This is a genomic window from Marinovum algicola, assembly GCF_900109145.1.
GTDB classification, from domain to species: Bacteria; Pseudomonadota; Alphaproteobacteria; order Rhodobacterales; family Rhodobacteraceae; genus Marinovum; species Marinovum algicola.
Genome location: NZ_FNYY01000007.1, coordinates 118936 through 133452, shown reverse-complemented (window position 1 = coordinate 133452; position 14517 = coordinate 118936). Strand labels below are relative to the sequence as shown.

The following is a 14517-nucleotide window of genomic DNA, read 5'->3' as shown; positions in this document are numbered from 1 at the left end:
CCGGGCCTTACCGGTCGCGCGACCGCCAGCCGCCCCGGCGGCGCGGTTTTGCGGCCGGGGCGCGGCCTTCGCGCAGAACGCCTGTCATCGGGTGGTCCGGGTGGGCTTGGCCGTGACGCTCCAGCAGCGCATCGATGGTGGTGGTGACATCGCCCTCCACCGCCAAGGCCCAGTCGAGAAAGATCGACCGGCATTCGCCTTCGGTGATCCCCTCCATCCGATAGCTTTCGTGGATCAGCCCGCGCGGATCCAATGCATCGCCCTTGCTCATGACACCTCCTCCAGCCCGGGCAGCGCGGCGCTGATCGCCTGATCCGCCTGATCCCGAAAATCCGCCAACATCCCGCCGAGATCGCTCAGCGTCTCGGCACCGCATTCGCGCAGCACGAAGCCCGCGCCGCCGCCGACAAGCGTTTCGGGGTCCAAAGCCCGCTCGCTCAACAGCCGCGAGGCCATCTGCAAGGCCCCCTGCAAGGCATAAGCCTCGGTCAGATACCCCGCCGACGCCGCCGAAATCACCCCGGCCCGGGCCGCCGCCGCCAGCCCCTCGGAGGTGCTGCGTACGGCGCAGCCGTCGATCAGCGCGCCGGCCTGAGCCAGAAGTTCGATGTCCTGCATCCGGCCGGGGCCGATCTTGGCGTCGAGCGGGCCATCGGGCGATTTCGCGGCGGCGATCCGCGCCCGCATCTTCGCCACCTCGCGCAGCACCTCGGCGCGCGGGCGTTGCCCCAGCAGATCGCGGCGCAGCGCCTCGACATCGGCCCCCAGCGCCGCGGTGCCGGCCACCGCCCGCGCCCGGGTCAGCGCCAGATGCTCCCAGACCCAGGCCTCGTTGCGCTGGTAGTTCTCGAAACTCTGCCAGGAGGTGGCCACCGGGCCCTGCGTCCCCGAGGGCCGCAGCCGCATGTCGACCTCGTAGAGCCGTCCCTCGGCCATCGGCGCGGTCATCGCGGTCACCAGCGCCTGGGTCAGCCGGGCGTAGTAGGTGCGCGCCGCCAGCGGGCGGCGGCCCTGCGACTGTTCCACCCCCTCGGCGTCATAGATCACGATCAGGTCGAGATCCGACGCCGAGGTCAGCCGCCCGGCGCCGAGGCTGCCCATGCCCAGCACCACCGCGCCGCGGCCCGGCGGGTCTCCGTGCTTGAGGCTGAACTGCGCCACCACCTCGGGCCAGAGCGCGGCGAGGTTGGCACTGGCCAGGTCGGCATATTGCGCCCCGGCCCGACGGGCATCGATCAGCCCGCGCAGGTGATGCACGCCGATACGGAAATGCCATTCCTTGGCCCAGCGTCGCGCCGCGTCGAGCTTGCGCTCGTAATCGCCCTCGCGCGCCAGCACTTCGGCCAGCTCCTCGGTCAGCGCCTCGGTGCCGGGCCAGTCGGCAAAGAAATCGCCGCCGATCACCGCGTCGAAGACCGAGGAATTGCGTGACAGGTATTTCGCCAGCGCCGGCGAAGTGCCGGCGATGTCGACCAGCAGGTCGATGAGCTGCGGATTGGCCTCGAAGAGCGAAAACAGCTGCACCCCGGCGGGCAGCCCCGACAGGAACCCGTCAAAGGCATTGAGCGCATCGTCGGGCCGCGCGGTCTCGGCCAGGCGGCGCAGGATCTCGGGGCGGATGCGGGTGAAGATCTCGACCGCGCGCGGGCTGCGCAGCGCCGCATAGCTGCGCCAGCGGCTGGTGACACCGCTGTCGAACTCGGTCTCGGGGGCGCCGGGCTCGGTTTCGGGATCGGGTGCGAAGAAACCCTCGGTGCTTTCGTGAACCTCGGTCAGCCGGGCCATCAGATCGGCCTCGAGCGCGGCGCGTTCGGTGCCCATCATCGCGGCGATGCGGTCGAAGCCCTCCTGGCTGGTGGGCAGGGTCTGGGTCTGGGCATCGGCCACCATCTGGAGCCGGTGCTCGACCTCGCGGTGACAGCGGTAATGGTCGGTCAGCAGCTGCGCCAGATCGTCGGGGATCCACGCCTTGTCCGCCAGCACCGCCAGCCCCTCGACGGTGCCGCGCACCCGCAGATCGGGATCGCGGCCGCCGGCGATGATCTGCTGGGTCTGGGTGAAGAACTCGATCTCGCGGATGCCGCCGCGGCCGAGCTTCATGTTGTGCCCTGGCAGGGTGATCGGCCCGCCCAGCCCCTTGTGCTCGCGAATCCGCAGCCGCATGTCATGGGCGTCCTGAATGGCGGCGAAATCCAGGTGCCGGCGCCAGACGAAGGGCCGCAGGGTATGCAGGAACCGCTCGCCCGCCGCGATATCGCCGGCACAGGCGCGGGCCTTGATATAGGCGGCGCGCTCCCAGGTGCGGCCGAGGCTTTCGTAATAGCGTTCGGCGGCCTCCATCGTCATGCAGACCGGGGTGACCGAGGCATCCGGGCGCAGCCGCAGGTCGGTGCGGAAGACATAGCCCTCGCCGGTCTGGTCGTTGAGCATCGCCGCCATCTTGCGGGTGGCCCGGATCAGCGCGGCGCGGGCCTCGTGATAATCGTCGCGTTCGAACTGGCTCTCGTCGAACAGGCAGATCAGGTCGATGTCGGAGGAATAATTCAGCTCATGCGCGCCCATCTTGCCCATCGCCAGCGCCACCATGCCGGCGCCGGTTTCGGCATCCTCCTCGGTCTTGCCGGGGATCTTGCCGCGGCGCAGTTCGTGGCCGACGCAGGCGCGGATCGCCAGGTGGGTGGCGAGATCGGCAAAGCGGGTCAGCGTGCCGGTGACCTCTTCCAGCGACCAGACACCGCCGAGATCGGCAAGCCCTGCCAAGAGCGCCACCCGGCGCTTGCCCCGCCGCAGCGCCGAGGCGAGCTGATCCGGGGCGGTGGCGCGAAGCGTGTCGAAGAGCGCCTCGATTTCCGCTTCGGCATCGTCGAGGGCGGGCGCCAGCCAGGCCTGCTCCTTTTCGCAGAGTCCTTTGAGATAGGGGCTGCATCCGCCGGTGCCGGCCAGAAGATCACCGACCCCCTGCTCGACCCCGGGAAAGAGCGCGCGGGTCTCGGCGCCGCGGTCGGGCTCGAAGGGATGGGGCAAGCGGGTGATGCGGCTGGCGAAATTCATGCCGCCACGTTGTGCATGGGGGCGGGACCCCGTCAAGTGGCGCTTGGAACCGGCGGGATCACAGGGGGCGCTGCCCCCGGCCTGCGGCCTCCCCCGAGGTATTTCCGGCAAGAGGAAGACCGGAGCCCGCTTGACCCCGGCCGGCGTTTTGCGTTTGTGACGGTGAGACAGGAGGCTGACATGAGCAAATCGCTGAAACGGGTGGCGCGCGCCCTGGCAGAGGCCGGGATCGAGACCGAGATCGTCGAAGTGGGCCAGTCGCGCACCGCGCAGGAGGCGGCCGATGCCGTCGGCTGCCATATCGACCAGATCGCCAAGTCGATCATCTTTCGCGGCGAGGCGAGCGGCGCGGCGATCCTGTTTCTCACCGCCGGCGGCAACCGGGTGGATGGCGCCAAGGCCAGCGCCCTGGCCGGCGAGCCGCTGGGCAAGGCGGACGCGGCACTGATCCGGGCGCAGACCGGCTTTGCCATCGGCGGCGTGGCGCCGATCGGCCATCTCGCTCCGATCCGCGCCTTTCTCGATCCGCGCTTGCAGGCCTTTGCCGAGGTCTGGGCCGCAGGCGGCACGCCGCGGCATGTCTTTGCCATGCCTTCGGCGGAATTGCAGCCGCTGACCGGGGCTCAAGTGTCTGATTTTGTTATAGAGTCAAAATAAATGTAAAAAACATTCACATGGAGGCTTGCGCCCCGGGGACCGGCTTCCCATCTGTTGTGATGTGAAGAGCATTCACATTGAACCCAACAACGGAGAGCCCCGATGACAACCGTCGCCACCGAAGTCCACCCGATCCGGTCCACCCAGGGCTGGTTCTCGCGCAGCGAGGCCTGGCTCGACAGCAAGGGCAGAGGTGCCTGGATTGCTGCGATGGTCCTGGGCTTCATCTTTTTCTGGCCCGTCGGCCTCGCCCTTCTTGCCTATATGATCTGGAGCAAACGCATGTTTGGAAAATGCAGCATGGCTTCCCGCCGTCACAGCCGCCACGCGGCGCGCTGGAACGCGATGAAACCCTCGGGCAACAGCGCCTTTGACGCCTACAAGGAAGAGACCCTGCGCCGGCTCCAGGAGGAACAGGAGAGCTTCGAGGCCTTCCTCGAACGGCTGCGCGCCGCCAAGGACAAGGCCGAATTCGACCAGTTCATGGACGAGCGCGCCCGCGACGCCCGCAAGGCCCGCGCCGAAGACAGCGCCGACGACGACCGTCGCGACGCCTGAGCCAGAGCATGACCGGGTGGTCCCCCGAAGGGGGCCACCCTTGCCAACGGAGGACATGATGCATACCGCCGCCCTGCCCGATCCGCAGTATCAGCCCGAGTTCTACGCCGATATCGCTCCCAAGCGGCTGATGGCCTGGATGATCGATGTCGGCCTGATCCTGGGCCTGACGCTGATCGCGCTGCCGTTCACCGCCTTTATCGGCCTGTTTTTCCTGCCCTTTCTTTATGCGATTCTGGGCTTTGCCTATCGCGTGATGACCCTTGCCGGCGGCTCGGCGACGCTGGGCATGCGGGTGATGTCGGTCGAATTGCGCAATGCGCGGGGCGAAAGGCTCGACCTGGGCGGCGCCTTTCTGCACACGCTGGGCTATTATCTGAGCTGCCTGATGGCGCTGGTGCAGCTGGGGTCCGTGGTGCTGATGCTGACCTCGGAGCGCGGCCAGGGCCTGACCGACATGGTGCTTGGCACGGTGATGGTGAACCGCCGGATCTGAGCCCGCCGCCGGTGCCGCCCGAGGCCTGCCACGCAAAGGACCGCCGCCGCCCCAGTCTTGCGCTTGGCGGCGGCGATATTCGTTGTTATCTTCTGGGAAGCTCAGGGATGTCCACATGCGCCATACGCTTCCACTCGCGCCACAATTCTACGTGACGGCTCCGCAGCCCTGCCCCTATCTCGACGGGCGGCTGGAACGGAAGCTGTTCACCGCCTTGCAGGGCGAAAGCGCGGAAAAGCTCAATGACAGCCTGTCGAAACAGGGCTTTCGGCGGTCGCAGAACGTGCTCTACCGGCCGTCCTGCACCGATTGCGCCGCCTGCATGTCGGCGCGGATCTCGGTGGCGGATTTCGCCCCTTCCAGAAGCCAGAAGCGCACCCTGCGCCGCAATGCCCACCTCGACCGCCGGGCGACCTCGCCCTGGGCCACCGACGAGCAATACGACCTGTTCCGCAGCTATCTCGAGAGCCGTCATGCCGAAGGCGGCATGGCCGACATGGATGTGTTTGAATTCGCCGCGATGATCGAAGAGACGCCGATTCGCAGCCGGGTCGTCGAATACACCGACCGCGAGGCCGACGACGACCTGACGGCGGTCTGCCTGACCGATGTGCTCGATGACGGGCTGAGCATGGTCTATTCCTTCTACAAGCCCGAACTGCCGCGCCAGAGCCTCGGCACCTACATGATCCTCGATCACATCGAAATCGCGCGCGAGGCCGGCCTGCCTTATGTCTACCTCGGGTATTGGGTGCCGGGCAGCCCCAAGATGGGCTACAAGGCCAAATTCGCCGGTCTCGAGGTCTATCGCGGCGGGCGTTGGACCCGGATGCGGAACCCGCAGGATTATGACGCCGATCACCATCCGCTGTCGACCGATCCGATTGCCGAACAGGTCGCCAATATCTCGCTGCCCGACCTGAGCCCCAGAGGCCGCTAGTCCTCGGACAGCGCCCAGTCGCCCGCTTCGATCACAAAACACCAGCGTCCGGCCGCGTCAAAGCCGGTTTCGGCGCTCTCGGCCACCATGCGGCGGATTTCCACCGCGTGATCATGGATCTCGATCAGGGCGAATTCGTTCGGCTCGCCGCGCAGGCGGGTCGAGAGCCCGGTGCCGCAGTGCACCTGCAAGGTGGCCGACCGGTTCTTGCGCGAGACGAAGGGCTCGACCAGCCAGCGGTGCAGATGGCCGGTGAGGATCACATGCGGCCCCGCTTCGGCCCAGGCCTCGAGCGCCCGTGGCGCACCGCGCATCAGCTTCTTGGCGATCTCGGCACCCTGGTGAAACGGATGGTGGGCGGCGATGAGCACCACCCGGTCGGCCGCATGCTCGCGGATGAAGCCGGCGACACGCTCGATCTGGGCCGGATCGACCCGCCCGCCCTGCCGGCTCCAGCGGTGGGTGGTGTCGAGACCGAGGATGGCGCAGCTGTCGGTCACCAGCATCGGCTCTGTGTCGTCGGCGATCCAGCGGCGATAGGCGCGGCGCGGCCAGGCCACCCGGGCCAGCAGGTTGAACAGCGGAATGTCGTGGTTGCCGGGCACCGCGAGCCAGGGCGCTGGCAGCCGATCGACGAAGCTGCGCGCCATGTCGTATTGGCTGGCCCGGGCGCGCTGCACGAAATCGCCGGCGATGACGATGTGATCGGGCGCGGCCCGTTCCAGCGCGGCAAGCAGCGGCGGCACCAGCTCGGGGCTGGCCCGGCCGAAATGCAGATCCGAGAGCAGGGCCAGTCGCATCACCGCACCCCGTCGGTCGGGCGCGGCACACGGACCGTCAGGGCGTCTTTCCTCAGGTGAAAGCGATAGGGGCCCGGCATGCGCTCCTTTTCGCCGTCATGGGCGATCAGGCGTTTGCTGCGCTTGGTTTCGATGGTGATGTCCTCGCCGGTCAGCAGTACGTAATCGGTGCCCGAGCGGGCGCCGCGAAAGAAGATGCGCACCGCCCGCCACAACAGATGCAGCCGGCCGACGTCGCGCGCCACCAACAACGCCAGCTTGCCGTCAGAGACCGCATCGGCGCCGTCGAGATCGAACTGCTCAAGCTGATAGGCGCTGATCGCGACAAAGGCCATTGGCGATTTCACCCGGTGGGTCTTGCCGTCGACGGTGATCGTCATTTTGAGCGACTTGTAGATCGTCGTCATCGCCACGATCACCGACCAATAGGCCGCCAACCGGCTGCGGCCCCAGTTCTTGTAGATGCTTTCGCGCACGCTGAGCACCGAGGCATAGGCGCCGAGGCTGGCGTTGTTGAGAAAGACCCGGCCGTTCACCTCGCCGACAGAGACCGCGCGGGTGTCGCCCTCGAGCGCCGCGGTCAGCGCCTGTTCCGGGTCTTCCGGCAGGCCCAGGCTGCGCGCGAAATAGTTGAAGGTGCCCATCGGCAGGATTCCCAGCGCGACGTCGGTGCCGGCCAGGGCGGCGGCCAGGGCGCCGATGGTGCCATCGCCGCCGGCGGCGATGATCGGATCGCAGCCTTCGGCCAAGGCGGTGTCGACGGTGTCGCCCAGCTTCGACGGGGACGGCACCTCACGAATTTCGACCCCGGGGAATTTCGCCGCGGCGGCGCGGATTGCGTCACCCCTGTGGTCGCCGCGCCCCGACGCGGGATTGAGAATGATACATGCGCGCATTTGCGGTCACTGTCCGTGGTTTCCAGCCTCGCCGAAACAATGCGCGAGACCGGCCTCGGTTCCATCGCCGGGCCACGGTGCGGCGCACCTCCCTTTCGGAACACCGCGCGGCCGGAGGGCAAATCGCCCCCCTTGGGACGGGTTTCCAACCCATCACCCTGCCCCACCCGCAACAAAAAAGGCCGGGCGCTGAGCCCGGCCTTTCCGATTTCCTTGAAACGACCCTAGTTCGGGATCAGATCCGGCACGATGGTCACGATCGCCGGGAAGAACCACAGGATCGCGATCCCCACCACCTGGATCAGCACGAAGGGCAACACGCCCTGATAGATGTGCCCTGTGGTCACCTCCTTGGGCGCCACGCCGCGCAGATAGAACAGCGCAAAGCCGAAGGGCGGCGTCAGGAAGGAGGTCTGAAGGTTGACCGCGATCATGATCGTCACCCATTTCGGATCGAAGGTGCCGCCATAGATCACCGGCCCGACGATCGGGATCACGATGTAGATGATCTCGAGGAAGTCGAGCACGAAGCCCAGCACGAAGAGCACCAGCATCACGATCAGGAAGACTTTGAACTCGTTGTCGAAGCTCTGAAGGAAGGTCTGGATGTAATGCTCGCCGCCGAAGCTGATCACCACGAGGTTCAAGAGCTGCGAGCCGATCAGGATGGTAAAGACCATCGAGGTCACCTTGGCCGTCTCGCGCACCACCGGGGTCAGCACCCCGCCGGCAAAGAGCACCCAGAGCGCATAGAACAGCCCGAAGATGGCAAACAGATAGGCCGCCTGCGCCACGACATAGGCGATCCAGCTTTCCAGCGCCACGTCGGCCAGCCCGACCCGCAGATCGAAGTTGATGCCGACGAGGATCATGATCACCACCGCGAAGGTGGTCCAGATGATCAGCCTGCCCGACCGGTTCTCGTCCGCCAGCTTGCGATAGGCCGCCAGCATGATCGCCCCGCCCGCACCAAGCGCGGCCGCCGGCGTCGGGTTGGTGATGCCGCCGAGGATCGAGCCGAGTACGGCGACGATCAGCACCAGCGGCGGGAAGACCACGCGCAGAAGCTCGTTCTGCGACAGGATACCGGTCGCGTAGCGTACGCCCCAGAGCGTCAGCGCCAGAGGCACCAACAGGATCAGGAAGGTCACGCCCGCGCTGGCCAGCGGCGAGATGAAGAGCGCGTCGAACAGCAGTGCCAACACCACCCCTGCCGCGCCGACAATCAGCGGCAGCGGCTCGGCGGTGGGCGACACCCCCCGCGCCACGCTGAGCGCCAGCGCCAGCAGCAAGAAGCCCACCGCCACGCCGGTGCCGATCACCGGGCTGTTGGCGATCTTGGCGTCACGCAGGGCGTCGCGTTCCTCTTCGCTCAGCGCGCGCGCCTGTTCGACACCGCCCGCCTCGTTGATCGCCTGCTGTTCGGCGACCGCCCGGTCCCAGGCAGCCTGGCCGTGCAGATCGATCATCGACGCGCGGCACTGCTCGCCTACGTTGGTGCGCAGGCTGGCGGTTTCACCCGCGTCGGAATAGGTGTCGACGGTCACATCCTGCGAACCGATCACGCCGACCTGCCCCAGCGCGAGCATGCCGACGATCAGCAGAGTCGGCACACCGAGGAACCAGGTCATTGCCTCGCCCCGGGTCACCGGCTCGGAGCCGCCATCGCCCAGTTCAACCGCCGGGGCCTTGGAGGGGTTCACCAGCGCGTAGCCGAAGGCATAAAGCCCATAGAGCCCGGCCAGAAGGATGCCCGGCAGCAGCGCCGCCTGGAACAGCGTACCGACCGAGACCACCGCCGGTTCGCCCAGGAAGGTCAGCGCATCGGTACAGCCCGCCAGGGTGGCGCGCTCTTCCTGCGCGGCGGAATAGAGATCGCCCGCCAGCGTGCCCAGAAGGACGATGACGATCGACGGCGGAATGATCTGCCCCAGCGTGCCCGAGGCGGCAATCACGCCGGTGGCGAGCTGTGGCGAATAGCCGGCACGCAGCATGGTGGGCAGGGACAGCAGACCCATGGTCACCACGGTGGCACCGACGATCCCGGTCGAGGCAGCCAGGAAGGCCCCCACCACAACCACCGAGACGGCGAGGCCGCCGGGCAGCGGGCCGAAGACCCGCGCCATGGTGGTCAACAGGTCATTGGCGATCCGCGACCGCTCCAGCGTGATGCCCATCAGCACGAACATCGCCACCGCCAGCAGCGTCTCGATCGACTGGCCGGCCAGAACGCGTTCGTTCATCCGGTTGACCACGAAAGAGATGTTGCGGTCGAGCGCCACTTCCCAGCCGCGCGGAAACACCGGTTCGCTGTATCTGGGCAGATCCGGGTATCGGAAGGTCGATATCGACTCTGGCCGCACCCCCTGCGCCACCAGATCGGCATACATCGCCGATCCGGTGTCGATCGCCTGGTGCAGCAGCAGCCCGGCGCTGTCGAGCGCGGCAATGATGCCGAATGAGATGATGCCGGCGCCGCCGATGGCAAAGGCCACCGGAAAGCCGGAAAGAATGCCCCCGAAGAGGCAGAGGAAGACGATGATCAGGCCGATCTCGACGCCATCAAGTCCGAATAGCATGTACCCTGCCCCTTAGTGATGTTCTTCGATCGCGTGAACGAGTTCGGCTTCGTCGCTGCCAAGCACGTCCCGGTCGAGGTATTTGTGTTCGCTCTCAGGTCCTTCGCGCCATTCCAGGTAGGATCGGTAGAAGAACGCCCAACCGTGGATGAAGACCAGCCCGGCATAGGCCACGAGCAGGACTTTAAAGAGGAAATAGGCGTCGAAGCCGTTCGGCGAAAAGCCGATGGTCTCGACGTTCCAGCGCAGCGCGCGCGCCTTGGCGATCAGCCGGTCGAGCGTGTCCGAGGCCGAGGGTTTGGGCACCACCAGATGCCGCCACAGGAAGTACCAGCCGTACATCCAGGTCAGCACCGCCGCCGGGATCATGAAGATCATGCAGCCCACCATGTCGACCAGTCGTTTGGCGCGGAACGAGATCGCGGAATAGATCAGGTCGACGCGCACATGCCCGCCCTGGACAAAGGTGTAAGTGACACAGAGCGCCACGATCATCGCGTTATAGAGCTTGAGCTCCTCGGCCCACCAGCTGATGTCGCGGGTCAGCACAGAACCGAAGCCCAGCGAAATTTCCGGCGTCGCGAAAATCCGCTGGTTGAAGACGATCAGGATCTGCTGGATCACCATCAGGATCCCGGCCCAGGCAAAGAACCGTCCGATGCCATTGGCAAATCCTTCGAGCCCGATCACCACGCCCCAGAGGAACTTCCGGCTCCAGAGGCCGACCAGGAAGATCACGAGGAACAGGGTGAAGACGACAAAGAAAAATTCTGTCGACCCGCCGTAGTAGATGAAGCGCATCAGCGCCTGCTTGTCCTCGGGTGTTTCCATCCCGCCGGTCCAGCTCATCCACTGGTCCCAGTTTATCAGCGCGTTGGCGAAATTGAAAAACGCCAGCACAAGGTTTTGCAGCGCCCAAACAAGACCGTCCAGCATCGTGCCCCCTTTCGATATCCCCGTGTCTGGCCGGGCCTCTGGCCCGTGCCGTCGGTACAGCAAAGCCCCCGGCACGGATGCCGGGGACCTTTTTCAGTGAAGTGTCGGAGCGATCAGCCCAGGACGCGGTCGCGCTGCTGGCGATAGGCGTCGTCGGAAACCGAGGTCCATTTCGACGATTTCTTCAGCGAGGCGTTGAAGCTTTCGCGGATGCGGGCATAGAGCTCGTCGCCCATATGCTCGTCGAGCGCCTCTTGCGAACCCTTGCCGAAGGCTTCCCAGACGTCGTCGGGGAAGGTCATCAGCTTGGTGCCGCCCGATTGCAGACGCTCGAGCGCCGCCGCGTTGTTGGCATAGCTCTGGGCGAGCGACCAGTGGTGGGTGGCCTGCGCCGCGATCTCGACGATCTTCTGATCGGCAGCGTCCAGCTCGTTGAAGACGTCGCGGTTGAAGGCACAGGACAGCGCCGAGCCCGGCTCGTGGAAACCGGCGGTGTAGTAGAATTCGCAGACCTCTTGCAGGCCGAGGCGTTCGTCGGCGAAGGGACCGATCCACTCGGCACCGTCGATCGAGCCCGAGGACAGGGCCTGATAGATCTCGCCGCCCGGCACGTTCTGTACCGAGGCGCCGGTGAGGCCCAGCGCGCGGCCGCCGAGGCCCGGCATGCGGAACTTGAGGCCCTGAAGGTCTTCGGCCGAGTTGATTTCCTTGTTGAACCAACCGCCCGGCTGAAGCCCGGTGTTGCCCGCGAGGAAGGACTTCAGGCCGAAGATCTCGCCCAGCTCGTCATGCAGCTCGGCGCCGCCGTCGTGCAGATACCAGTTCATCAGTTCCTGGCCGGTGCCGCCGAAGGGCACGGCGGTGAAGAAGTAGTAGCCCGGGTGCTGGCCGCCGAAGTAGTAGTCGGCCGAGTGATACAGATCGGCCTGACCAGCGGTCACCGCGTCGAACACCTCGAAGGCGCCCACGAGGGTGCCGGCCGGGTTCTTCTGGATGGTGATGTTTTCCGACATCGCGTTGACCGCGTCGGTGAAATACTGCGCGGCGTCGTCAAACACGGCAAAGCCCTCGGGCACCGAGGTGACCAGACGCAGGGTGCGCTTGCCTTGGGCATAAGCCGGGGCGGCCAGCGTGGTGGCCGCGGCCGCGGTGCCGCCAAGTGCGGAATTCTTCAGAAATGAACGACGATCCATTCATACCTCCCATGGTTTTTTGATTGCCACGCTCCTGCCAGCGGCCTGCGCCGGTCGCAGCATGGCGGATCGTTGGTAACGAGGCGGAGGTTAGCGGCTGTGTCGCCATGTGGAAATACCCACAATTTCCGGATTGGACATTTTTTCGACTTGCATCCGAAGGGGTTTGAAGGCAGCGCGCCCCACCCCCGGAAAGCTGCCGTTGCGGCAGGCAAGTGCCTGTATTTCAGACATATTTATCTTGTTAAATGACCGGTAACGCTCACAGGTTCGGCCGGCGGAAATTCCCTAGCGGCGGCGCGACCGGCGCACCGTTTTCCAGACCGGGCCGCCACTCCGGGAAACTTTGCATTCCTGTCGCCAGATCGGCTCGCGGGGCAATATTTGGAAAGAAAACCCGTCAAACAGCGGTTGACCCTCCTGCCGCCCTCACCTAGTGTCGCGCCCACGCACAAGGAAGGACGCATTCAATGACACGTCTAGTCGTCGTAGTAGGCAAGTGGCGCATGGGCCGGTAACGGACACCCTGAACGGTACCCCATGCGCCCCCGAAATTTCGGGGGCTTTTTTGTGCGCAGAAGAAAAAATGATGACGTCATGAACGGAGCAACAAGATGACACGTCAGATGACCGGAGCAAAGATGGTGGTTCAGGCCCTGAAGGATCAGGGTGTGGACACGGTATTCGGCTATCCCGGCGGTGCTGTGCTACCGATCTATGACGAGCTGTTCCAGCAGAACGAGATCCGCCACATCCTGGTGCGCCACGAACAGGCGGCGGTGCATGCCGCCGAGGGCTATGCCCGCTCGACCGGCAAGCCGGGCGTGGCGCTGGTGACCTCCGGCCCCGGCGCCACCAACGCGGTGACCGGGCTGACCGATGCGCTGATGGATTCGATCCCGATCGTCGTGCTGTCGGGCCAGGTGCCGACATTCATGATCGGCTCGGACGCCTTTCAGGAGGCCGATACCGTCGGCATCACCCGGCCCTGCACCAAGATGAACTGGCTGGTGAAGGACACCAAGGACCTCGCGTCGCTGATCCACGAAGGGTTCCACGTCGCCTGCCAGGGCCGCCCCGGCCCGGTGCTGATCGACATTCCCAAGGACGTGCAGTTTGCCTCGGCCCAGTACACCCCGCCGGCCAAGGCCGATCTTGGCCATTACCAGCCGCGGGTGAAGGGCGACATGGAGACGATCACCGAGCTGGTCGAGGCGATCGAGAACGCCGAACGCCCGGTGTTCTACACCGGCGGCGGCGTGATCAACTCGGGCGCGGCGGCCAGCCAGCTTCTGCGCGAGCTGGTCGAGGCCACCGGCATTCCGATCACCTCGACGCTGATGGGTCTTGGCGCCTATCCCGCCTCGGGCAAGCACTGGCTGGGCATGCTGGGGATGCACGGGCTTTACGAGGCCAACCTGGCGATGCACGGCTGCGACCTGATGATCAACATCGGCGCCCGCTTCGACGACCGGATCACCGGCCGGCTCGATGCCTTCAGCCCGCACAGCCGCAAGGCGCATATCGACATCGATCCCAGCTCGATCAACAAGGTGATCCGCGTCGACATGCCGATCATCGGCGATGTCGGCCATGTGCTCGAGGATGTGCTCAAGGTCTGGAAGGCGCGCGGCCGCAAGGTCAACCGCGAGGGGCTGCAAAAGTGGTGGGCTCAGATCGACGACTGGAAGCGCGTCAACTGCCTGAGCTACAAGAACGACGGCCCCGGCATCAAACCGCAATACGCGCTCGAACGGCTCGAGGCGCTGACCAAGGGGCACGACCGCTATATCTGTACCGAGGTCGGCCAGCACCAGATGTGGGCGGCACAATACCTGGGCTTCGAGGATCCCAACCGCTGGATGACCTCCGGCGGGCTCGGCACCATGGGCTATGGCTTCCCGGCCTCGGTCGGGGTGCAGGTGGCGCATCCGAAATCGCTGGTGATCAATGTCGCCGGCGAGGCCTCGTGGCTGATGAACATGCAGGAGATGGGCACCGCGGTGCAGTTCAACCTGCCGGTCAAGCAGTTCATCCTCAACAACGAGCGTCTCGGCATGGTCCGCCAGTGGCAGGAGCTGCTGCACGGCGAACGCTATTCGCATTCCTGGAGCGAGGCGCTGCCCGATTTCGTCAAGCTGGCCGAAGCCTTCGGCGCCAAGGGCATCCTGGCCAAGGACCCCGGCGAACTCGACGATGCGATCATGGAAATGATCGAATATGACGGGCCGGTGATCTTCGACTGTCTGGTCGAGAAGCACGAGAACTGCTTCCCGATGATCCCGTCGGGCGAGCCGCACAACAAGATGCTGCTGGGCGCGGCCTCGACCAAGGATGCCATCGGCGCCAAGGGCGCGGTGATGGTGTGACGATGCGCTGTCTGGGGGCTCTGTCTGTCGACATTGGCCCTC

12 protein-coding genes are annotated in these 14517 nt (G+C 65.7%); 5 read left to right on the top strand and 7 right to left on the bottom strand.

Annotated features, from left to right (window positions below; all coding sequences use genetic code 11):
- Positions 1-7 precede the first annotated feature (7 nt).
- Together BMW90_RS11805 and BMW90_RS11800 are read right to left on the bottom strand one after the other, a co-directional pair.
- The gene (locus tag BMW90_RS11805) at positions 8-271 is read right to left on the bottom strand and encodes a hypothetical protein (RefSeq protein WP_048532012.1); all 264 of its coding nucleotides are present in this window, start codon (positions 269-271) and stop codon (positions 8-10) included.
- Positions 268-3051, bottom strand: coding sequence for a [protein-PII] uridylyltransferase family protein (locus BMW90_RS11800; RefSeq protein ID WP_074836712.1), 2784 nt, complete (start codon positions 3049-3051; stop codon positions 268-270). Before BMW90_RS11800 ends, BMW90_RS11805 begins: the two co-directional genes overlap by 4 nt.
- 180 nt (positions 3052-3231) lie before the next feature.
- On the opposite strand from BMW90_RS11800, the gene BMW90_RS11795 reads away from it, so the two are divergent.
- From BMW90_RS11795 to BMW90_RS11780, 4 genes are all read left to right on the top strand, one after another.
- Positions 3232-3708: a YbaK/EbsC family protein gene (locus BMW90_RS11795; RefSeq protein WP_074836710.1), complete on the top strand. Its 477-nt coding sequence runs from the start codon at positions 3232-3234 to the stop codon at positions 3706-3708.
- Positions 3709-3810: 102 nt separating this feature from the next.
- Positions 3811-4266 carry a DUF2852 domain-containing protein gene (locus tag BMW90_RS11790; RefSeq protein WP_074836708.1) on the top strand — a complete coding sequence of 152 codons (456 nt, stop codon included), beginning with the start codon at positions 3811-3813 and terminating at the stop codon, positions 4264-4266.
- Positions 4267-4324: 58 nt separating this feature from the next.
- The gene (locus BMW90_RS11785) at positions 4325-4762 is read left to right on the top strand and encodes an RDD family protein (RefSeq protein ID WP_306456255.1); all 438 of its coding nucleotides are present in this window, start codon (positions 4325-4327) and stop codon (positions 4760-4762) included.
- Positions 4763-4877: 115 nt separating this feature from the next.
- A complete protein-coding gene (locus BMW90_RS11780; protein ID WP_074836704.1) occupies positions 4878-5702 on the top strand; it encodes an arginyltransferase in 825 nt (274 codons plus the stop codon).
- Here the strand turns inward: BMW90_RS11780 and BMW90_RS11775 are convergent.
- From BMW90_RS11775 to BMW90_RS11755, 5 genes are all read right to left on the bottom strand, one after another.
- Positions 5699-6502 (bottom strand): metallophosphoesterase family protein, encoded by an 804-nt coding sequence (locus BMW90_RS11775; protein WP_083416029.1) that lies wholly within the window; start codon positions 6500-6502, stop codon positions 5699-5701. The genes BMW90_RS11780 and BMW90_RS11775 overlap by 4 nt on opposite strands.
- A complete protein-coding gene (locus tag BMW90_RS11770) occupies positions 6502-7398 on the bottom strand; it encodes a diacylglycerol/lipid kinase family protein (RefSeq protein ID WP_074836700.1) in 897 nt (298 codons plus the stop codon). Before BMW90_RS11770 ends, BMW90_RS11775 begins: the two co-directional genes overlap by 1 nt.
- A gap of 224 nt (positions 7399-7622) precedes the next feature.
- Positions 7623-9977 (bottom strand): TRAP transporter large permease, encoded by a 2355-nt coding sequence (locus BMW90_RS11765; RefSeq protein WP_074836698.1) that lies wholly within the window; start codon positions 9975-9977, stop codon positions 7623-7625.
- A gap of 12 nt (positions 9978-9989) precedes the next feature.
- Positions 9990-10913, bottom strand: a complete 924-nt coding sequence (locus BMW90_RS11760) for a TRAP transporter small permease subunit (protein ID WP_048532020.1) — start codon at positions 10911-10913, stop codon at positions 9990-9992.
- A gap of 113 nt (positions 10914-11026) precedes the next feature.
- Positions 11027-12106: a TRAP transporter substrate-binding protein gene (locus BMW90_RS11755; RefSeq protein WP_048532021.1), complete on the bottom strand. Its 1080-nt coding sequence runs from the start codon at positions 12104-12106 to the stop codon at positions 11027-11029.
- A 614-nt stretch (positions 12107-12720) separates the two neighbouring features.
- Here BMW90_RS11755 and BMW90_RS11750 point away from each other — a divergent pair.
- A complete protein-coding gene (locus tag BMW90_RS11750; RefSeq protein ID WP_048532022.1) occupies positions 12721-14475 on the top strand; it encodes an acetolactate synthase 3 large subunit in 1755 nt (584 codons plus the stop codon).
- Positions 14476-14517 lie beyond the last annotated feature (42 nt).

Coding starts and splice junctions, on each gene's coding strand:
- BMW90_RS11755 (WP_048532021.1), bottom strand. CDS start 12,106: ATGGATCGTCGTTCATTTCTGAAGAATTCCGCACTTGGCGGCACCGCG.
- BMW90_RS11805 (WP_048532012.1), bottom strand. CDS start 271: ATGAGCAAGGGCGATGCATTGGATCCGCGCGGGCTGATCCACGAAAGC.
- BMW90_RS11800 (WP_074836712.1), bottom strand. CDS start 3,051: ATGAATTTCGCCAGCCGCATCACCCGCTTGCCCCATCCCTTCGAGCCC.
- BMW90_RS11760 (WP_048532020.1), bottom strand. CDS start 10,913: ATGCTGGACGGTCTTGTTTGGGCGCTGCAAAACCTTGTGCTGGCGTTT.
- BMW90_RS11780 (WP_074836704.1), top strand. CDS start 4,878: ATGCGCCATACGCTTCCACTCGCGCCACAATTCTACGTGACGGCTCCG.
- BMW90_RS11770 (WP_074836700.1), bottom strand. CDS start 7,398: ATGCGCGCATGTATCATTCTCAATCCCGCGTCGGGGCGCGGCGACCAC.
- BMW90_RS11790 (WP_074836708.1), top strand. CDS start 3,811: ATGACAACCGTCGCCACCGAAGTCCACCCGATCCGGTCCACCCAGGGC.
- BMW90_RS11785 (WP_306456255.1), top strand. CDS start 4,325: ATGCATACCGCCGCCCTGCCCGATCCGCAGTATCAGCCCGAGTTCTAC.
- BMW90_RS11765 (WP_074836698.1), bottom strand. CDS start 9,977: ATGCTATTCGGACTTGATGGCGTCGAGATCGGCCTGATCATCGTCTTC.
- BMW90_RS11795 (WP_074836710.1), top strand. CDS start 3,232: ATGAGCAAATCGCTGAAACGGGTGGCGCGCGCCCTGGCAGAGGCCGGG.
- BMW90_RS11775 (WP_083416029.1), bottom strand. CDS start 6,502: ATGCGACTGGCCCTGCTCTCGGATCTGCATTTCGGCCGGGCCAGCCCC.
- BMW90_RS11750 (WP_048532022.1), top strand. CDS start 12,721: ATGACACGTCAGATGACCGGAGCAAAGATGGTGGTTCAGGCCCTGAAG.